Raw genomic sequence first — 20,045 nt, forward strand, 5'->3', positions numbered from 1 at the left:
TCTTCTAATCTTTATTTTTGTCAGAAACTTGTTGGAGTTCCTTGATTTCAAAATCCTATCAACCTTTTTAATTAATAATAGTAAATTTGATAACAGTAAGGTTAATTAATATTGCAAAATATGAATAACGAAAGTTTTTAGTAGACAGATATGTATAGTTTTCCAAAAAACTGAAATCTTTCTATATATAAGACTTTTAGCAAAGAAAATAGACAGACTATTCTAACTGTATTTCCAAAGATAAATGATTGAACTTCTGTTCTGACTATAGATATCTCACTAAGGATAAATCGACAATATTTTCTCAACTTAAAACAACAGAATGACGCAATTATCGGGTTTGAAGCTCTTTAGCTGAGGCAGTCCGTTGGGCGGCTTTGCCGACTTGAAAGAACTGCCGTGATGACTAATTGTAACCACGAATACTGTTTGTAAATTAATTCCTCAGCGCAAGTAAATTGGCCAGATGTATGATATTCTTTATTTATAGGGAATCTAAATCGCTAAAGCACAAAGGATCTCCAAGCACTTGCGCTCTAGTGAAGAAGCCAAATCCCATAAGTTAACCAATTGTTTGATGAACTGATGGTTTTGCTCTACAAGTCTCTGGAGGATTGTGGAAGTACTTGATCGGTAGCAGTTCCAAAGTTCGGGGGGACTTTGGTCTGCTTGCAGTTCATCAATCACTTTTGGGATAAACCCTTTATTCTTTACAGATAGTTTTTTCTTAAGTCCTTAGAAAGAATCGAAGTTTTGGTGAATGAAAGAATAGAACAGGTAATCGATAACAGCCCTAAATCATTCATGAAAAATTAGATAGGACTACCATATATGAAACACCCTGATCTCTACAAGGAATCAAAGAATGGTTAAGGGTGTTTTTTAATTCCCAATTTTTTTATCTTTACACTGTAACTTTAAAAAGCTAGTAAAGTATCAGGTTTAAATAATCGTGAAATTGGAAAAATATTTGTCAGTCTTATTGATGAAGTATTTAAGATTTACACATTATTCAAGGATGCGATCTAAATGACTAAACCGAAAACAACCCGTAAATCTGTTCACGATCGCATCCTAAGTACAGCATCAGGCTTATTTTACCGAGAGGGAATTCGCAATGTCGGTATTGACAGAATCGTTGCGGAATCTGGGGTTGCTAAAATGTCACTCTACAATCATTTCAAGTCAAAGGATGCATTGATTGAAGCGTGGCTGCGACAACAGGATGTAGAATGGTGTGAATGGCTTCAAACCACGATTGAACAACAAGCTTCTAACCCATCCCAACAACTGTTAGCGATATTTGATGCCTTACGGGAATGGTTTGAAGGCCCAGATTTTCGAGGTTGTGCATTTATTAATGCTTCAGTGGAACTAGCCAATGCTGACCATCCTGGACATCGAGTAGCATTGGAGCATCAAAAATCGATTTACCACTATATCAAGAGCCTAGCTCAAGCCGCAGAAGTTTCATCACCGGAACAGTTAGCCAGGCAACTGCTTCTTTTAGTGCAAGGTGCGATCGTCGTTGCCATGATGGAAGGAAGTTGGTCAACTGCTTCACAGGCGAAAAAAGTAGCAGCAACCCTAATCCAGACTGCATCAAAATCCGGCGTTACCGAAACAGTGCTGAGTGCTGAGTAAAAAAGTCTATTATATAATTTAATGTAAAGAATCGCACTGCAACTAAGTTCGGAGCAGTCAGGGATGAGAATTCATTACTTACAACATCCGGTTTTTGCTTCATGACCTGCAACTTTCACTAGGTTTCATTGGCATGGTGATACTTTAAATAGGGTATTAGATTTAGAAATTCTGTATAACTATGCCAAAAGCTATATCTTGCTATAATCTTGACAAAGACTGTTTGAGTGAAGTGCGAGGTCTTATGGTTAAGGCAGTTCAGCAAGACAGCGTTAGGACAGCAGAACAGCAAATTGAGGATAGAAGGCAAGAAATTGACTATGACACTAGAGAATTCACAATAGAGATCATAGTCAATAAATACTTAGAGAAGGATGATGACGATCTCAGCGAAATTTATGTACCTGAGTATCAAAGGGAGTTTGTGTGGGATATTACTCGTCAATCTAGATTAATTGAATCTATTATTCTCGGTTTGCCTATCCCTCTACTCTTCGTCGCTGAAATTAAAGAATCTGGAAGGCTAGAAATCGTTGATGGCTCACAGAGAGTTAGAACTCTCGCAGCTTTTATAACAAATCAGTTGCGATTAACTAACTTGAGAACATTAGACTCCCTGAATGGTTTTTGCTTTAAAGAGCTTGCACCATCACGCCAGAGAAAGTTTAAGAATACTCCTATCAGAATGATCGTTCTTTCAGACAAAGCTAATGAAAGAGTGAGAAATGATATGTTTGACCGAATCAATACTAGTAGCCTTGACCTAACTCCTATGGAAACTAGGAAAGGCGTATATAGAGGTGATTTTATTGATTTTGTTTTTGAATGTTCAAAGAATGAAACCTTTATCAATCTCTGTCCAATTTATAGATACTTCCAACACAGGAATGAAGAAGCTGAACTTGTTCTAAGGTTTTTTGCGTTTTCGGAAACTTATCCAGAGTTTCGCCTCTCTGAGGTAACAAATCATCCTGATCTTGAGCGAAGAGGAGTAGCTAGATTTCTTGACGAATATGTTATTTGGAAGAACAGCAACTTTACAAATGAAGAAAAAAGCCAAAAACTGCGTAATTTTGAGCAAATGTTGGTTTTTGTAGAGAAGACATTCCCAAGTGGTTTTAAAAAATATCATGATTCGGATTCGACTCCGCGCCCTTACTTTGAGGCTATCTCAGTTGGTTCTTACCTAGCTCTACAACAAAAACCTGATTTAGTCATTAGAGGCTTGTGGCAAACTGGGGAGAAGAATACTCAGGTATATTCTTTCCGTATTCCCATTGGTCGCTATCAAACCCACAAGCCTGAGAATATGCGGCAGAGAATTGACTATGTTAAGGAGAAGCTTCTTAGCCACAGTTTATGAAAGAGTTCATAAGGGACTTTGATAAGCGAGTAGCCGAGATTGACAAATATTTTGAGTTGGTAGACAGAATTGAACAGCTTGGGGCTTTTTCTACGAATTCAATAGTTTTCCCTTCAGGCGAATACACGGTTGATAGTGATCTTCAAAAAATCCTGAAATCTCATTGCTATTTACTCTTATACAACTTAATTGAATCTTCTATTAGGAATGGGATAACTGCAATTCATGATGCAATTATGATTGATCAGTTGACTTACAGAGATTTAAGTCCAAAAATGAAGAATATATGGGCATTAAATGATCTGAGTAAAAGTTTTAGAGATTCTTATATTAAGAAGGAAACCATAGCAAATAATCTTCAAGATACAATTAGATCGGTTCTGGACGATGAGATAGTCACATTAGATCCAACTAATATTCCAATATCTGGCAACCTTGACGCTAAAACTATCAAGGAACTTATAGATATGTATGGTTTTTATGGAAATCTAGGAGTTCCTGCTAAAGAGATAGATGACATCCTTAACTTTGTAGTTAAAATACGATGCGATCTAGCTCATGGAAATGTTTCATTTTGTGATGCATCAAATGAAATTATTTGGAATAAGTCAATCAGTACTGCTGATGGGAATGAGAAAATCTTCAGATACTTGATTGACGACAAAGAAAATGTGGTTAAGTATTTAACTAATATGCTGCAAAATATTGATGACTATATTGACAATAAAAAGTATAAATTATAGAAGATTGGACGCTGTGGAAAATGTTGGGTAGCGAGAGGGCTTCCTTACAACGTCCAAATTCCATCCGAGAGGTGAACCTATGCAAGCTAAACTTCAAGAACAACTTACGAGTGCTGATGCTGAAGTCATCTTAGGGCGTTTACCTGAGCGAATTCGAGAAGCTTTGATTGCTCGTGCTACTGAAATTGAGTATCCAGTCGAAGCGGTAATTGAAATGGCGTTCACGTAGTGTCTCTGAAAGAGAATCGCTAGTTTCCTTGATACAGAGGCATTGGGTTTTGTAGATTGCAAACCAGGAAGAGGGCAATAAAAATTCAGGCGTTGCTGAATTATGGGATGATTTCGCCCAATTAGGCACAGATTTTCAATGGTTTCAACCGCCAATTCATCCCGCATTTATGCAACGCCAAAATTCAATAGGCTAGAAGCATGACTACAGTAGTAATTTTACCAACAAGAGACGCTAGCGGTGAGAAATCCTATCGTGCGATGTCTGACGACAAGCCGCTTTGCGTCAGAGAAATATTTGTTCGATACAGCACTTCCGGCAGCTATGAGGTACATCCTCAAAGCTGAAAGCTATGATAGGAGAGGGGAAAGAAGAAAAACTGTATTGGATAATAGCCGGAAGTGCTGTATCAGCTAGCGCAGTCGGCGAAATTTCAACTTTGTATGTCATATTTTGTTCGCAGCTGCTCGAATGCTTCGTCTAGGGGGATACCTAAACCAAGCCCAAATTCCTCAAGACTTTTGCGAATTCCTGCGCTTGTCTCTAAAAGTTCTAGCCTGTCTAGCAATTCCTGATAGCTTTGGGCATCTTGAACAACTACAGACGCTTTCCCGTTAACAGTAAGGATAATAGGTTCTTTTGTTCCCCTAAGTTTTTCCAAAAAGGCTTTGGCACCCCGTTGAAATTCTGACAGTGGGTAAATGTTACGAAGGCTGAGAGTCATATTTTCATAGAATTAACAGATAATTTCATGTTAATTATTTGCGGACATGTTGTCAATCGCAACTAACCATTACAGCGATACTCCTGAAGGAGTCGCTACGCTAACGCGCTGGAGTGTGGTTTTGCCAATCAGAGGCATTTTTTCTAAACAAAATGTGCATCTTGAGGATTGAATGCCAGCTTAATTATTTCATGGGGATATACATTGCCAAACATAAGATTTCGAGGCACTCTGGCAATTAAAGTTTGTTCTCCCACCTTCACCCAAATACTACAAATCCCAATACCATTTAAAACCCGTTCTACTACCCCTTCAATAATTACTGACGAAGGTTTATGCAATATTGAAGAACTGGCATCGAAAATATTGAAAGTATCGCCAGATAAACAACATGAAGTAATTGGCTTGGTGATTTCCCCAGGATATAAAAACTCTATGCCGTTTGCAAGTTTGATAAAACTTCCACGGCTACTACGTTCTACCTGACACGGAATAATATTATCTATCCCTACCAGTCTGGCAAGTTGCTCGTTAGCTGGTCGGCGGATGATAGTTTCCAAGTTATCATCTTGGATAATACAACCGTCAAATAAAGCGATCGCGCGATCGGCAAAATGCAGTATATCTGTAAAATTATGACTGACTAATATGACTGCTGATCCCCTCTCTTGGGCTAATTGTCTAATTTTCTCGATCATCTGGGGACGTATTCCCACATCTAAAGAAGCAGAAGGCTCATCCAAAAGCAGCAATTCCGAATCAGCAACTAAACCGCAGGCAATACAAACCCGCTTTGCTTCACCACCAGACAGAGAACGAGCTGCCTGATTTGCTAAGTGTTCACAGCCAAAAGCTGTCAGTGCAGTATATACCCTTTGCTTAATCTTGTGTGTTGGTGTGCCGCGAAACTTTAATACCTTGGCAACATTATTAAAAACAGTGTCATCTAGTAGTAAGGTTTCCTGAAATACCAAAGCCGAACGACGACGCAACAATGTTTTATTGGCATTGCGGACATCCTCTCCAAATAATTGCATCTCACCACGGTAAGGTTGCAAGAGATTGATTGTTCTTAACAGAGTGCTTTTACCAGCGCCATTGGGGCCAAGTACAGCAACCAATTCTCCTGGACGAACTGCAAAATTTTCAATTGACAGGATATTTTTACGTGTTTTGCTATCAACGCTCACCTGTGGCATATTCAGGACATATTCGTTAGTACTCATAGAATTTTCTTGTCATGCTGTAGGATAGTCAGCAATACGATCACGGTGTATGTGATGATCAGGAGGATGTATGCGATCGCCATCGCCACATCGTAATTTCCTTTCCCTACCTCCGTAACGATCGCTGTAGTCAGGACTCTAGTCTGCCCCTTGATATTGCCGCCCACCATCATGGATGCGCCAACTTCCGAGATGACGCGACCAAAACCAGCCATGATTGCAGCCATTAACCCTAACCGTGCTTCCTTGATTAGCAACCAGTTGGCTTGCCACTGTGTCGCCCCCATTGATAACAGTCGCCAGCGTAGCTTCGGATTAATACTGATAATTGCCGCAAAACTGAAGCCAGCGACAATTGGAAAAGCAATGATGGTTTGGGCGACGATCATAGCTATGGGTGTATAAATTAAATCCAGATTTCCTAACGGGCCAGATCGCCACAAAAACATACTGACGAATAAACCGACTACGACGGGTGGTAATCCCATACCGAAGTTAATCAAACTAGTCAGAGTCTGCTTGCCGACGAAATCCACTAATGCTAGCCATAGTCCTAATGGTAGTCCCAGTAAAACGCTAATGGCTGTAGCTGTCCCAGATACGAACAATGTCATTGTCATTACCTGGAAAACGTCACTATCGCCACTGGTTAATAGTTCAGAAGCTCTCACAGCCCCTTCGATGATTGTATTCACAGTTTATTACCCTGACAATCTGATTGCTGCTGTCAAAGCCCAGATATCTAAACCTCGTCCATTTTGAAACCTGGAGTAGTGTGGGCATATTGCCCGCTACTACCATTCGGGAGCAAGATGCTCCCACTACTTTGGAAAACTATGGTTCTCAAAATAGATGTGGTTTCTACTCAGAGAAGTAGGAGAATATGCGAGATTAGTTGAGGTTGTCTGTCTAAATGTACATATCTGCTGCGAGTGCGATGTCGAAGGGAAAGCAGACACATCCTCGTTTGTGGTTAGAACTGCAATAGCTTGCAACACAAGAACACTTGCAAGAATTACCTGACTTTGGGTGCAAATACGAAAATCATCACCAAAATTCCCCTCGCGCCATCTTTGAGTAGATGGCGTTTGTAAAAAAGATTTGGGTGTACCTCAGTTGCTTAAGGATTCGCTATGTTGACACTCTCAGGGCTAAAGCCACTGAGATTCTTGGTTCAACGAAACCACTTAACCTAGAGTCCTTGCGTCATCTAGACCTGAGCTTACTCCTGATATAGAAAAGAATAGTTTCTATTCTGTCCAATTGTAACAATTTATTGGCTCATTGTATGATATAGAAGTTTCTTTAAAATCCATAATCTTTCTCGGTTTTACCGGCATCAACATAAAATAGTGGTTGTTTGAACTCTTTTTTCCCGTGGGCTGCAATTATTGTCTGTCCTTCAGGAGATAAGACAAAATTAATAAACGCTTTAGCTCCTGCACTATTCACTCTGGGGAATTTCTTCGGATTCACTTCCATCACATGGTAGAGATTTAACAGTTTCTTATCTCCTTGCACCAGTATTGGCAAAGACAGGTTTTTCTGCTGAAATATATAGGTTGCTCGATCTGCTAAGGTATATCCCAGTTTTTGATTAGCAATTTGCAAAGTTTCCCCCATCCCTGAACCTGTTTGCTGATACCAAGCGCCAGATGGTGTGATGTTTGCCTGTTTCCATAAATCTTTTTCTAGTTTGTTAGTACCTGAGTCATCACCCCGCGATACAAACAATGCTTGATTTTTGGCAATCAGACTGAATGCTTCCACAGCATTCTTTTTCCCTCGGATCTTTGCTTTGTCTGCATCTGGCCCGACAATCACAAAGTCATTGTGCATTACCAAGTGGCGATTAATCACCGCCCCGCCTGCCAAGACTTTGCGTTCGGCTTTCGGTGAATTGACGAATAGCGCGTCAACCTCACCTTTTTCAGCCAGAGCCAAAGCTTGTCCGGTGCCGACTGCAACCTTTTTCAGCCTATATCCTGTTTTATTTTCAATCGCCGGAACTAAATCATCTAGCAGCCCACTATCCTCAATACTGGTTGTCATCGCCACAATGATATTTTTACTTGCTGATGACTGTCCCAGAGTTGGCTCTTGGTTGACTATACTACCAAAGCCGATGCAAAGAATCGCCACGAAAATTACCAAACATCCATGACGCAAAGCCCGATGATTGATCATTGCACTCTCCTAGCAATCTATGTGCCAATATTTTTTACTATGGCAAGTAAAGCTTACATTGAACACTATAAGCAAGATTGAGTAGGAAGGCAAGAATATTTATGTTGTTTTCAAGACAATTTTTCTGATGAGAGGAATTCTTGACAAGATGCTGACATCTGAGTTTTTACCCAGCATGGCGTTACTTGAGAGGAACTTGACAGAAGTCCTGGTAAGCTGTTCCACATTTAATTTGCATAATTAGGGCGCTCATGTTGCCCACCCCACAAGAGTTATATTAATTTTGAATATGCAAACTAGATGTGGTTTAGCTTATGGCTTTAGACGCTTCGTTTCAGTCGTTGTGACGTAGTTTAGAGATGCTTGGTGGAATGCGATCGCAGTTGATCAAAGACTGCGATCGCAACACGTTCGTGTGTCCACGATGGATTTAAGAATAGCAACGGTCGGCATCCAGGCAACCCTAGATATAGCGGTTCTCAGTTGAGTGCAATACAGACCTAACCCCCAGCCCCTTCCCTATAAGGGAAGGGGAGTAAGATTCAAAGCCTCTCTCCTTTTAGGAGAGAGGAATGGAAGTGAGGTCAAACTGTATTGCATCCAAGTGAGAACCGCTATATTAAAGGAGGCTATTCTCCTGGCATCAATAAGCGGTAAAGGAAGTTTTTACTTACTTGGTTCTGTCTAGCCATTTCCAGAAGTAGTATATCTCCATTTTTGAGGAGGACGAAAAAGCATTGAGCATCGAGGTAATCATCGTTGCGTAATCCTTCATCAGCTACCTTTGTTTCCTCTATCTCTTCATAGTTCAGGTAATGCTCTTTGTCCTCAACGTCTACTACATTAAATACGATCGGCATTGGCTTTTAAGGTACAAGAGTACATTGTTAAGCATAAATCGGATAGTTGCTTCAAGTCTGTTAGTTTCGTTGCAAAATATAACCCTCCGGGGATGTCCTAAGAGGGTTTGGAATTTCAGTATTGCAAGGGTATCTAATGCGCCTTTGGTATTTTAATTAAGTCATTAATTAGGCAACTTGCAACAAATCAAGGCAACCAATTTATCTAGTACTTGGCACTCATCACTTCATCAATTGTGCGCGGAAGAATGCTGACATGATTTGTGGATATGCTCTGCTATTGGAAATTCTTCAGGGTTTGGCAACGCCTCCTATTTTATTATTTAATGCTGGAGCGATCGCAATTTCAATCAATTACAGCTAACACAGCTTTCGGCAATAACTTATCTTTAAACCAAACAATTCTAGCGGGGACATCATTTAATTTTACTCCTGCTTTTTCTAAATTAAGTCGCTCGGAAATTGCCAAAATCAAGTCATCGCGTCCAGCACGTCGCACTTGAGAAAACTTCTTTTGTAAATATTCTGGCCGCCAATAACCAACAATTTCTAATAAGAAGGTACGTCCATCAGGATGCACCAAGCGAAAATCGGGAATCATCACACTACCGGGAATTGGGATCAAATCAACTTCTCGCTCTAATGCCCAGCCACTTTTTAATGCATCCCATTTATCTGCAAAGGATGCTTCTAGCATACTATCGTAGGGCTTGCCTGGTGGATAGTGGGATACTAAACCACATTCGGAATTGAGGGTGAAACGTCCAGTTTTCCAAGTATTTGTATAAGCATCACGGGTTTGGAGAATAGAAGAAAGACTCCATCTAGTAACGTGAAGTAAAGCGGGAATAAGTTTAGCGATCGCTAACCCATACCGTGTACTAGGATTAAACAAACTCGTCGGTCCGTCAATGGTAATTGTAAACCCGTGGTCAGCATCACCTTCAATATAAGCCATCAATTGAAACAACTTCAGATAGCGAAATAACAGCTTATATTCACCCGGAACATTCCGATGAGCATTTAACACAAGTTTACTGGCTTTATAAAATACACCCTGCACTTGAGATAAGTTATATCGATTTAATAAATCTGGTGCTATTGGGGCATCAAAAACAGTTAAAATCTTATTCTCAGATAAATCAGCATATAATCCATTCCGAACCTGTTCTGTTAAAACTTCTCGCTCAAGTTCTTGAGTTAACTCATCAGCAATTTTACTCAGAGTAACTTGTGTAGATTCTCGACTGGAAACAGACTTTGCCGCTAGCGAAAATACTCGTTCTCTTAACATTTGTGGTTCCAGAGGACTAACTACCTCAAAAGTGCAAAAACTACTTTTGAGAATATAACCTAATCCCCGCTTCACCCGATAATCTGTAGAATCTCCTTCAAAATCAGTCAATTGTCGCTCAAGCACACCTTGAGTCTTCCCCACTGCTGATTGAAAGTAATTAATTAACTCAATCGCCAACTCCGAAGTTTTCTGATCAATCTTCAGTCTCTTCGGAATAATCTCCTCCCCGGTTTGGCGATGCATCAGTAAGTCTGTCGGTAACATCTGCTGAATTTTTGATTTTAGATACTTCGACTTCGCTCAGTACAAGTTTTGGATTTTGAACTGAATAATTAATTTCTAACTGTTCGGCAGCCTTCAAATTCCTTTCCTTCCCATTCCCATATACAACCTGCAACTTCCCTTTACTCTCTTTTTCTCCCCCTGCCTTCCTTTCTCCTCTTCGCCTAGCTGAAGTTCCCTCTTCACTCGTATCTTCCGCCACCACTTCATATAAAATCGCTTGCTTATTCTCAATATTCCCCTTCCGTAAAATCCTCCCCAATCGCTGAGTATACTCCCTAGCCGAACCCGTTCCCGATAAAATAATTGCTACTGAAGCCGCAGGCACATCAACCCCTTCATTCAACACATGAGATGCAACCAAAGTATTATATTTACCCTCTCGAAACTTTGTTAATATCTCATGGCGTTCTTTCACTGGAGTTTGATGAGTAATTGCCGGAATTAGCAACTCTTGAGAAATGCGGTAAACTGTCGCATTATCCGCAGTAAAAATCAAAATTCGTGCCGGGTAATGTTCTGCTAATAAATTAATTAGAATTCGCAATTTACCATCAGTACCCAAAGCGATATCTTTCGCTTCTCGGTGTGCTAACATCGCCCTACGTCCAGATTGCGATCTAGCACTCATTTGGACGAACATTTGCCAACCTTGCAGACTCCCCAAAGAAATCTTTGATTGCTTCAAAAAGTCATTGCGGGTTTGAATTAGTTGATTGTATCTTTCCCGCTCAAGTTGGGATAACTTTACCTTAATTTGGACAATTTCATGCTCTGCTAAGGCCTTTCCCGCTAAATCTTCGGCGCGTTTGCGATATACTTCTTGACCAATGAGGATATTTAAGTCAGCGTGTTTACCATCGGTGCGTTCCGGTGTGGCAGAGAGTCCTAGGCGATAAGGTGCGATCGCATATTCAGCAATCACCCGATTAAAATCTGTGGGTAAATGATGACATTCATCAAAAACAATCAACGCATATTGATTTCCCAAGGTTTCGGCGTGAATTGCGGCACTATCATAAGTTGCAACTAAAATTGCCGTTCTATCCCGCGAACCACCCCCCAGCAACCCTACCTCAGCATCAGGGAAAGCCGCCACCAAATGTGCATACCACTGATGCATTAAATCTAAAGTTGGCACTACAATCAACGTCGTGCGCGGCGTTGACTGCATCGCCATTTGCGCTAAATAAGTCTTTCCCGCCGCCGTGGGAAGCACAACAACTCCTTGTCTACCCGCCAGTTTCCAAGCTGCTAGTGCTTCAGTCTGATGGGGATAGGGTTGCATTTCGAGGCTAGGAACCAAATCTACAGGATAAAATTGCTTCGCCTCGTCGATAAAATAAACATCTTCCGCTTGTAGTGCTTCCACTAGCGATCGGTATCTAATTGCCGGAATGCGGAATTTTTCAACTCGATCATCCCATGTCGCGTAGTCCATCCAACCTTTGCCACGTGGTGGTGGATGCAAAATTAATGTGCCACGATCAAAATTTAATGTAGGGGTACGAGCCATGATGATTGGGGATTGGGCATTGGGCATTGGGAATTGGGAATTGGGAATTGGGGATTGGGCATTGGGCATTGGTAATTATTTCTATTCGCCATGCCCCATTCGCTATTCCCCACTTCCTACTCCATTGATTACTAATAACGCGAAAAGTGCATGACTCATCCAAGTAACTCAGACAAAATCCAACTAGATACGCTCATTAGTCACGGAATGTCATATCGGCAAACTAACAATAACCTTGCCGAATCTTATAAAGAACAGCAACAGAGCTTTCTGCTAAAACGGCTGCAATTGCAGGCGCAGATTTTGCTGGTAGCTGGCTTGACTTTAAGCGCTTTTTTTCTTTGGGCAAATTCACAATTACAAGGCAAGATATACGCCTTTAAAATCGGTCTTTTAATAGAAGTATTCACACTCATTTGTTGGGGCTTATGTAAAACCTCAATAGGTCGTCGTTATCCAAACTTAATTTTTTTGAGTTTATGCTGGTCTGTAACTTGTGCTGTTCAAATTAATGTAGCTTTGCTGTTTAATAATCTCGAGCCTAGAGGCAATCTCTGGAATCTGATGTTTCTCACTCAGGCTACAATCATTCCAGTGCAATGGTGGCTACATTTAATCTCACAAGTGGGGACAATTATTTGCTATTCAGTTTTATATTTATTATATAATCCTTTATTAAAAAATTCATCAGCTTTCTACATTGAGCAGGGGTTATATTTATTTTGGACTTGCGTGATTTGTGTATTCTCCGTATTTTTATACGAACGCTTGCGAAAAAAAGAATTTTATGCTCGGAAGGCAATGGAACTCGCACAGTCCAAATCAGAACGGCTGTTATTAAATATTCTGCCAGAGATGATTGCAGAACAATTAAAACAACAGCCAACAACTATTGCCGATAGCTTTCTGGAAGTTACGGTATTATTTGCTGATATTGTTGGCTTTACAGAGCTTTCAACTCGCACGTCTCCTGCGGAATTAGTCGAGTTATTAAATACAATATTCTGTTTGTTCGACCAATTAGCAGAACTTCATGGGGTAGAGAAAATCAAGACCATTGGCGATGCTTATATGGCTGTTGCCGGTTTGCCAAATCAGTCTAACAACCATGCTCCAGCGATCGCTAACATGGCTTTGGATATGCAAAATGCTATAGCTACTTTTAATGAAGAAAATAACCAATCCTTTCGTATCCGTATTGGCATTAGTACGGGGCCAGTAGTAGCAGGGGTAATTGGGCTGAAAAAGTTTGCCTATGACCTTTGGGGAGATACAGTCAATACAGCTAGTAGAATGGAATCTCATGGCATCGCAGGTAGTATCCAGGTTTGTGAAGCAAGTTATCAGCTTTTAAAGGATAAATATTTGTTGGAAAAACGAGGTTTAATTCAGGTTAAAGGTAAAGGTGAAATGATGACTTATATACTCAAGGAAATTATTATAACAAATTAATAAATCTAGACCTTTACAATCGATTTAATTTAGTTTCAATCCCTAAGCTTGACTTTATCCAAAATGAAGAAGTCGGTTTTCTTTATTCGGTAAAACCTTGGCTTTTTGGCAAATACTTTTTCCACGTCAAGGATCATCGGTGAAATCTAAAAAGTAAAGCTGCTGTCCCACAAAGGTTTCAGCGTCATTTTGAGGGTTGTCAAAAAATGGATAAAGTGGAGCTAAGAGGTTGTTTGAAAAGTGGTTGACTGTGATTTTAAGTATTTATAGATCCCCCCTACCCCCCCTTAAAAAGCAGGGCTGTTTCATTCGTTCAGATCAGAATTTTGTCAAGAGTATCAACCAGAAAATTTAGTGAGTTGGTAATCGAAAAATTACTGTTTCAATCGGTAAATTTAAGTGCGATCGCCTGGTTTTTGACCCAATTAGAGTGTTTAAAAACCTGATTTTTTTGACTGATACGCTTGTAAATTAAGGTCTTTTGGGGAATGAATCAGCCCTGCCCTTAAAAAGGGGGGAACCGGAATCAAAGTCCCCCTTTTTATCGGGGGATTTAGGGGGATCTATAACGTTTTGCTAGCGACAAAAAGACCTTTCAAACATCCTCTAATAGGGATTTTGATGAATTGCAATTATAGCCTAGCCCAATTCAAAATTATGAAAATTAGTTTCAATCCCTAATAGGGATTTTGATGAATTGCAATGAACGATTTGTATCTGATTCTGTATTTATAAACTGTTTCAATCCCTAATAGGGATTTTGATGAATTGCAATCGGTGACCCGCAAACTTTTGTTAACAATTTTGAGGCGTTTCAATCCCTAATAGGGATTTTGATGAATTGCAATCTGAAATACAAGCAAGAGCGATAGGGCCGAGTGCCTGGTTTCAATCCCTAATAGGGATTTTGATGAATTGCAATGTGTACAAGAATCCGTGAGGGGGGGGGTAATTCGTTTCAATCCCTAATAGGGATTTTGATGAATTGCAATCACTAACCCCAAGAGATATCAAAGACTTAGTGCAGTTTCAATCCCTAATAGGGATTTTGATGAATTGCAATTGCTATCATGTTGCTTGTTCGCCGCGATACTTAGGTGTTTCAATCCCTAATAGGGATTTTGATGAATTGCAATAATATTTATTAGCTTCACTTTCGCTTTCAGCCTCAGTTTCAATCCCTAATAGGGATTTTGATGAATTGCAATGCGCTTGAGTAAATACATAGGAGATATTGAAAATGTTTCAATCCCTAATAGGGATTTTGATGAATTGCAATTCTTCTGTCTCCAATCCGAGCTATTGTCACTGCTCTGTTTCAATCCCTAATAGGGATTTTGATGAATTGCAATGCTGTCCCTTAGCGTCCTTGGGATCTGTTTGGTCTGTTTCAATCCCTAATAGGGATTTTGATGAATTGCAATGGCTGATAAAATAGCTCACACTATTTACTACAGAGTTTCAATCCCTAATAGGGATTTTGATGAATTGCAATCTGAGTGCGGTCTAATACTCCGTTGCGCTTGTAGTACGTTTCAATCCCTAATAGGGATTTTGATGAATTGCAATGCCATTCCCAGATATCTGAGGCGATCGCATTTTGAGTTTCAATCCCTAATAGGGATTTTGATGAATTGCAATCAGACTTTGAAAGTGTTCAAGCCGGCGGAAAACTGTTTCAATCCCTAATAGGGATTTTGATGAATTGCAATCCTTTACAGCATAAACAAATCCCGAAGCGGCAATCGTTTCAATCCCTAATAGGGATTTTGATGAATTGCAATCATATATAAGCTATTGCATCTCTTCATTCCAGATATGTTTCAATCCCTAATAGGGATTTTGATGAATTGCAATTTGTCTATGCTGATATTGTAACATAATCAGCAAACGTTTCAATCCCTAATAGGGATTTTGATGAATTGCAATATTGAGGAATCAATTTGAAAATGATTTTGAGTAGTGTTTCAATCCCTAATAGGGATTTTGATGAATTGCAATTTTCCTTGAGCGTATACACGTCTACATCTCTTGGGTTTCAATCCCTAATAGGGATTTTGATGAATTGCAATAGGAGGGGTTCATGGCGTGTCAATTTCAGGAATGTTTCAATCCCTAATAGGGATTTTGATGAATTGCAATGGCTGGCTATACCCGCTTACAGAAGTTGCTGCTGAAGTTTCAATCCCTAATAGGGATTTTGATGAATTGCAATTTTACCCAAACTCAGGTTAGGTTCAGATTTAAATGTACCGTTTCAATCCCTAATAGGGATTTTGATGAATTGCAATTTAAATTTTGGGGTCCGACTCTAATTTTTCCCGTTTCAATCCCTAATAGGGATTTTGATGAATTGCAATGCTGTTTTCTGCTGCCAGCCGCACAAGCAACATTTAACTTCAAGTTTCAATCCCTAATAGGGATTTTGATGAATTGCAATTTAAACCAAATGCTCATTTGCAACTTAAAGTTGCTCCGTTTCAATCCCTAATAGGGATTTTGATGAATTGCAATTCACAGATTTTCATCGAGTACAAAGGTGTGCAAGATGTTTCAATCCCTAATAGGGATTTTGATGAATTGCAATATCACTGCCACCAAGCAACTATTGCAAGATATCAGTTTCAATCCCTAATAGGGATTTTGATGAATTGCAATCTTTCAACCTCTATAAGGTCAAAAAACATTCCAGGTTTCAATCCCTAATAGGGATTTTGATGAATTGCAATCCTTCGCAACAATCCGCATCCCAATCTTCACCAAGTTTCAATCCCTAATAGGGATTTTGATGAATTGCAATGGCGGGAGCCTGAAAGCCAAGCTGTATTTAGTTTTCAAGGTGCGGTTGCGCGATTCTAGAGTAATCATAGCATTAGAGAATTCCTTTGGGAAGAGTGTCGGGAAAGGTTTAAGGCTGACACCCGGTTTTTGTAAGCATTTCAGACATTGCGCGGATGACAATTGGGGGATTAGAGGGCTGAAACGCTTGCTGGTGTTGAGATAGAAGCACTTTTTTGAGGCTATGGAATTTGTACACCTACCTGTCCGCGCATTTCACATCAAAATAACCTAAAGGTGATGGGGGGCGCGATCGCTGCCAACGGAAGTCAGAAATCCCAGTCTTTATAGCCTCCCACATCACACGCAACAGTTGTAATATTAGTCTTGAGACTCCTCAGAGCTAGGTTCTGATTCGGTTTCAAGTTCTTTTGTTTCGACTTTGACTGGAGGTTTAACGGGTTTTGGGCCACGCGCTAAGGCAGGATTTCCCTGATGCCTGTTTTCATCCCCGAATGATGCTTTTTTTTCTGTGCCAGACGAGCGATTACGGGTCGGTTTTGAGCTTTTGGGGTTGGATTCAATAGGAGTTATAGAATCCGATTTTTCGGAATTGTTGTCAGTAGTTCCTTGGGACTGACGTTCCGATTTCTTGATTGGACGTTCTACCATTGTGGATTTTTGTAAATTCATCTGTATAATACATCGGTTTGGTGAATATCAAACTGTTGAGTCGCATTTTTAAAGATTTTATTAGAAAAAAATTCAGGATTAAGAGGGAACAGGGAACAGGGAACAGGGAACAGGGAATCCCCATAATTAAAATTAGGGGATTTGAATAATGACGCATTGAAACATCGTGGCTTACGCCATCTTGTAACAAAAAATTTTTATCTCTTTTCATAAATAAATTTACTTGCTCTAAACCCTATATTCGGGGCTAATTCTTTTTTCTGTTCCCTGTTCCCTCTTAAGAGTTCCCGCCCCGAAGGGGCTTGGTCAGAATTCAGAATTGAAGTCTGACTGGCGAATGAATAAATGGTGAAAGGCCACACGAAATATTTCCTGTAGAACGCGCAAGGGACAATAAACGGGTGCGTTATCGGTAGCTGAACGCACCCGAAAACTATTCAACAAAATCAGGTCGTGCTTGTTGCCTTGATTTAAACTTTTCCTCTAAAACTGCCCAATTTTCTTGCTCAATTAAGCTAGTCAACTCATCGAGATTGTGACGATATTGTTGCAGCGATCGCAGCAATGCTTGACGATTATACCGCGCCATCATCACGCCCAACTCTGGATTCCCACCACCCACGCGACTGGTATCCCGAAAGCCGGAACTAGCTAATTTTTGAGCTAATTGCAAAACATCGGGGTCAGTTTCACTCAAACAAGCAGCAATCAACGAAGAACTGACCATTACAGGTAAATGGGAAATCCAACTCACAGCGCGGTCATGTTGCTCTGGTTGACAATAGTAGATATTTGCTCCTAGCGATCGCACAATTTCTTCTACAACGGTAATTGCACTAGTTGGTGTTGTAGTTATCGGTGTTAGAACATAAGGTTTATTGACAAATAGATGCTGTTGTGCAGCTTCTATACCACTGTCTGTTCTTCCCGCCATTGGATGACCACCGATAAAATTATCCCAAAGGGGAGAAATATCTTTAACTATCTGTGCTTTGGCCGAACCGACATCAGTCACCACTGTCGCCACAGACAAATGAGCGATTAACTGTTCAAATTGGGGCACAATAAGGGCTAGAGGCGTACAAATAAATACAACTTCGGCGGCTGCTAACAAACTTAGATCAACTGATGCTCGATCAACACTGCCGAGGTCAACTGCCTTTTGACAAGTGGTTTCACGGCGACTGACTCCTAAGATATGATGTCCTTGCGATCGCAAATCAAAACCCAAAGAGCCACCTATCAGTCCCAATCCTAAAATCCCAATATTCATTTTTGATTTTGACATTCCGTTTTTTATGACTTTACCAACAAATAAAGTTGGCATCCAAGGGGTAGCATCAATGACTGTAGAGGAATTACTGGAAAAATATGCAGCAGGAGTCTTAAATTTTAGTGGTATTGACCTAGCGGAAGCTAACCTAAGTGGGGTCAAACTGAGTGGCATAAATCTCAGCGATGCTAATTTGAGTATAGTCAACCTGAGTGGCGCGAATCTGAGTGAAGCTAACTTGAGCAATGCCAAGCTGAATGTAGCCAGACTGAGTGGCGCGAATCTATGCGACGCCATTATGAACAACGCCAGTCTCAACGTCGCTAATTTGATTCGAGCGGATCTCAGTCGCGCTCAACTCAGAGGAGCCTCATTGATCCGCGCCGAGTTGATTCGCGCTGATCTTAGTCATACTGACCTATTGGAGGCTGACCTCACCAGTGCCGATTTGCGAGAGGCGACACTCCGCCAAGCGAATTTCCGTCAAGCTAACTTGAGTGAGGCCATCTTGAAAGGCGCTTCTTTGACGGGAGCAAACTTGGAGATGGCGAACTTAAACGCCAGTGATTTCAGTCGTTCTGATCTGAGCGGCGCAAATTTGCGAGATAGCGAACTCAGACAAGCCAATCTCAGCCGTGCTAACTTGAGCGGGGCAGATTTGAGCGGGGCGAATCTCCGGTGGGCAGATTTGAGCGGGGCGAATCTCCGGTGGGCAGATTTGAGCAATGCCAAATTGAGCGGGGCTGATTTAATTGGCGCAGACTTAAGCAATGCCAATTTAACGAATACAAGTTTAATCCACGCCAATTTAACTGAGGCAAAATTAATTAGGGCGGAATGGATCGGTGCTGATTTAACAGGAGCAACTTTAACAGGAGCAAAACTTTATGCCACCTCCAGGTTTGGTTTAAAAACCGAAGGGATGATTTGTGAATGGGTTGATCTTAGTCCAGCAGGCGATCGCTCCATTGTCCAAAACTTCCATTCTGAAGAGTCACGAGATTTTTTTAACGAAACACCGCCAACAATTCGGATTGTTGTGGATGCAGCTCTAGAACACGAAGCCAATTTTGCGATCGCAGGTGCTTACTACCAAATTGCTCAAGAATACCGGGTGCTGAAACAACCCCCAAGCATCGAAAGTGGTCGTCGTCGAACTATTTTCACCTTTCATGTCGATAGCGACGAAGCATTATTTCCCACTGCTTACATTGTGATTCTTCCCTTTCTAGATGCAGCATCTACTCAAAAGAATATTTCCAGTATGCTAGAAATGCTCAACAGTGAAGTTGTTGCAAACCAAGATTTAAAATCGCTTCATATAGTAAAACAATTAAATATTCTTTTAGAGTCAGCCATAAGTCAGGCTACAACAATTAAAAAGACGAAAAAAAATATCGAAGTGGCTGCAAAATTAAATTTTTGCAAAGCCCCAACCCAAATAGTTTTAACAAATTCCAGTGCCCACACTTTGATTGTCCACTATCATCGCAACTTTGGGAAAAGATTTATTAATCGCTCTGCTCTCAATCCTTCAGCCTATAATAATATATCCAGTGAATCAACAAAATATATATTACCTTCATTAGATATGGTTATGGATTTTGTCAAAGGATTTCACTATATTAGTCATTAGTTATGGGGCATATAGCGGTTTCCATTCAGATGCGGTACAACATTACATCACAAGGTGTAGGGGCACGGCAGTGCCCATTGGTGTCAACTTAACGTGAAAGCCAGCCTAGAACAAGCTTTTAGAGATTATCTCGTTCCCAGTC

At 40.5% G+C, this 20,045-nt stretch carries 15 protein-coding genes, 1 pseudogene and 1 CRISPR repeat array; of the genes and pseudogenes, 7 read left to right on the forward strand and 9 right to left on the reverse strand.

Going from position 1 to position 20,045, the window contains the following annotated elements; all coding sequences use genetic code 11:
- Positions 1–1,029: 1,029 nt before the first annotated feature.
- The 5 genes and pseudogenes from V7K97_RS03995 to V7K97_RS04015 all read left to right on the forward strand — a co-directional run bounded on the left by V7K97_RS03995 (position 1,030) and on the right by V7K97_RS04015 (position 4,326).
- A complete protein-coding gene (locus V7K97_RS03995) occupies positions 1,030–1,644 on the forward strand; it encodes a TetR/AcrR family transcriptional regulator (RefSeq protein WP_334799402.1) in 615 nt (204 codons plus the stop codon).
- 244 nt (positions 1,645–1,888) lie between these two features.
- Positions 1,889–3,007, forward strand: a complete 1,119-nt coding sequence (locus tag V7K97_RS04000) for a DUF262 domain-containing protein (protein WP_334799403.1) — start codon at positions 1,889–1,891, stop codon at positions 3,005–3,007.
- Positions 3,004–3,750, forward strand: coding sequence for an MAE_28990/MAE_18760 family HEPN-like nuclease (locus V7K97_RS04005; protein ID WP_334799404.1), 747 nt, complete (start codon positions 3,004–3,006; stop codon positions 3,748–3,750). The genes V7K97_RS04000 and V7K97_RS04005 overlap by 4 nt, the downstream gene beginning before the upstream one ends.
- Positions 3,751–3,829: 79 nt before the next feature.
- Positions 3,830–4,060, forward strand: a pseudogene (locus V7K97_RS04010) (hypothetical protein).
- 119 nt (positions 4,061–4,179) lie between these two features.
- On the forward strand, positions 4,180–4,326 hold the full coding sequence (locus V7K97_RS04015; protein WP_334799405.1) for a hypothetical protein: 147 nt from the start codon (positions 4,180–4,182) through the stop codon (positions 4,324–4,326).
- A gap of 86 nt (positions 4,327–4,412) precedes the next feature.
- Here V7K97_RS04015 and V7K97_RS04020 read toward each other — a convergent pair whose 3' ends face one another.
- The 7 genes from V7K97_RS04020 to V7K97_RS04050 form a co-directional block, all read right to left on the reverse strand.
- On the reverse strand, positions 4,413–4,703 hold the full coding sequence (locus V7K97_RS04020) for a type II toxin-antitoxin system Phd/YefM family antitoxin (protein WP_196517660.1): 291 nt from the start codon (positions 4,701–4,703) through the stop codon (positions 4,413–4,415).
- Between the two features lie 143 nt (positions 4,704–4,846).
- Positions 4,847–5,929, reverse strand: a complete 1,083-nt coding sequence (locus tag V7K97_RS04025; RefSeq protein ID WP_334799406.1) for an energy-coupling factor ABC transporter ATP-binding protein — start codon at positions 5,927–5,929, stop codon at positions 4,847–4,849.
- Positions 5,926–6,624, reverse strand: coding sequence for an ABC transporter permease (locus V7K97_RS04030; RefSeq protein WP_334799407.1), 699 nt, complete (start codon positions 6,622–6,624; stop codon positions 5,926–5,928). Before V7K97_RS04030 ends, V7K97_RS04025 begins: the two co-directional genes overlap by 4 nt.
- Before the next feature lie 610 nt (positions 6,625–7,234).
- Positions 7,235–8,116, reverse strand: coding sequence for a substrate-binding domain-containing protein (locus V7K97_RS04035; protein WP_334799408.1), 882 nt, complete (start codon positions 8,114–8,116; stop codon positions 7,235–7,237).
- A 629-nt stretch (positions 8,117–8,745) separates the two neighbouring features.
- Positions 8,746–8,976: a hypothetical protein gene (locus V7K97_RS04040; protein WP_179069589.1), complete on the reverse strand. Its 231-nt coding sequence runs from the start codon at positions 8,974–8,976 to the stop codon at positions 8,746–8,748.
- Positions 8,977–9,322: 346 nt separating this feature from the next.
- A complete protein-coding gene (locus V7K97_RS04045; RefSeq protein WP_334799409.1) occupies positions 9,323–10,537 on the reverse strand; it encodes a DUF790 family protein in 1,215 nt (404 codons plus the stop codon).
- Complete coding sequence (locus V7K97_RS04050) at positions 10,467–12,071, reverse strand: DEAD/DEAH box helicase family protein (RefSeq protein ID WP_334799483.1); 1,605 nt, start codon at positions 12,069–12,071, stop codon at positions 10,467–10,469. The genes V7K97_RS04045 and V7K97_RS04050 overlap by 71 nt, the downstream gene beginning before the upstream one ends.
- A gap of 150 nt (positions 12,072–12,221) precedes the next feature.
- Here V7K97_RS04050 and V7K97_RS04055 point away from each other — a divergent pair, with 150 nt between their 5' ends.
- Complete coding sequence (locus V7K97_RS04055) at positions 12,222–13,523, forward strand: adenylate/guanylate cyclase domain-containing protein (RefSeq protein ID WP_334799410.1); 1,302 nt, start codon at positions 12,222–12,224, stop codon at positions 13,521–13,523.
- A 596-nt stretch (positions 13,524–14,119) separates the two neighbouring features.
- Positions 14,120–16,323: direct repeats of the CRISPR family, unit length 37 nt; unit sequence GTTTCAATCCCTAATAGGGATTTTGATGAATTGCAAT.
- Positions 16,324–16,682: 359 nt separating this feature from the next.
- Here the strand turns inward: V7K97_RS04055 and V7K97_RS04060 are convergent.
- Both V7K97_RS04060 and V7K97_RS04065 read right to left on the reverse strand, forming a co-directional pair.
- The gene (locus tag V7K97_RS04060; protein WP_334799411.1) at positions 16,683–16,994 is read right to left on the reverse strand and encodes a hypothetical protein; all 312 of its coding nucleotides are present in this window, start codon (positions 16,992–16,994) and stop codon (positions 16,683–16,685) included.
- A 433-nt stretch (positions 16,995–17,427) separates the two neighbouring features.
- Positions 17,428–18,267, reverse strand: coding sequence for a prephenate/arogenate dehydrogenase (locus tag V7K97_RS04065; RefSeq protein ID WP_334799484.1), 840 nt, complete (start codon positions 18,265–18,267; stop codon positions 17,428–17,430).
- A 70-nt stretch (positions 18,268–18,337) separates the two neighbouring features.
- Between V7K97_RS04065 and V7K97_RS04070 the strand changes: the two genes are divergently transcribed.
- A complete protein-coding gene (locus tag V7K97_RS04070) occupies positions 18,338–19,903 on the forward strand; it encodes a pentapeptide repeat-containing protein (protein WP_334799485.1) in 1,566 nt (521 codons plus the stop codon).
- Positions 19,904–20,045: the final 142 nt, after the last annotated feature.

This window comes from Nostoc sp. (assembly GCF_036917815.1).
Lineage (GTDB): Bacteria > Cyanobacteriota > Cyanobacteriia > Cyanobacteriales > Nostocaceae > Nostoc.

Coding starts and splice junctions, on each gene's coding strand:
- V7K97_RS04055 (WP_334799410.1), top strand. CDS start 12,222: ATGACTCATCCAAGTAACTCAGACAAAATCCAACTAGATACGCTCATT.
- V7K97_RS04020 (WP_196517660.1), bottom strand. CDS start 4,703: ATGACTCTCAGCCTTCGTAACATTTACCCACTGTCAGAATTTCAACGG.
- V7K97_RS04045 (WP_334799409.1), bottom strand. CDS start 10,537: ATGTTACCGACAGACTTACTGATGCATCGCCAAACCGGGGAGGAGATT.
- V7K97_RS04015 (WP_334799405.1), top strand. CDS start 4,180: ATGACTACAGTAGTAATTTTACCAACAAGAGACGCTAGCGGTGAGAAA.
- V7K97_RS04025 (WP_334799406.1), bottom strand. CDS start 5,929: ATGAGTACTAACGAATATGTCCTGAATATGCCACAGGTGAGCGTTGAT.
- V7K97_RS04070 (WP_334799485.1), top strand. CDS start 18,338: ATGACTGTAGAGGAATTACTGGAAAAATATGCAGCAGGAGTCTTAAAT.
- V7K97_RS03995 (WP_334799402.1), top strand. CDS start 1,030: ATGACTAAACCGAAAACAACCCGTAAATCTGTTCACGATCGCATCCTA.
- V7K97_RS04065 (WP_334799484.1), bottom strand. CDS start 18,267: ATGAATATTGGGATTTTAGGATTGGGACTGATAGGTGGCTCTTTGGGT.
- V7K97_RS04035 (WP_334799408.1), bottom strand. CDS start 8,116: ATGATCAATCATCGGGCTTTGCGTCATGGATGTTTGGTAATTTTCGTG.
- V7K97_RS04060 (WP_334799411.1), bottom strand. CDS start 16,994: ATGAATTTACAAAAATCCACAATGGTAGAACGTCCAATCAAGAAATCG.
- V7K97_RS04000 (WP_334799403.1), top strand. CDS start 1,889: ATGGTTAAGGCAGTTCAGCAAGACAGCGTTAGGACAGCAGAACAGCAA.
- V7K97_RS04050 (WP_334799483.1), bottom strand. CDS start 12,071: ATGGCTCGTACCCCTACATTAAATTTTGATCGTGGCACATTAATTTTG.
- V7K97_RS04040 (WP_179069589.1), bottom strand. CDS start 8,976: ATGCCGATCGTATTTAATGTAGTAGACGTTGAGGACAAAGAGCATTAC.
- V7K97_RS04005 (WP_334799404.1), top strand. CDS start 3,004: ATGAAAGAGTTCATAAGGGACTTTGATAAGCGAGTAGCCGAGATTGAC.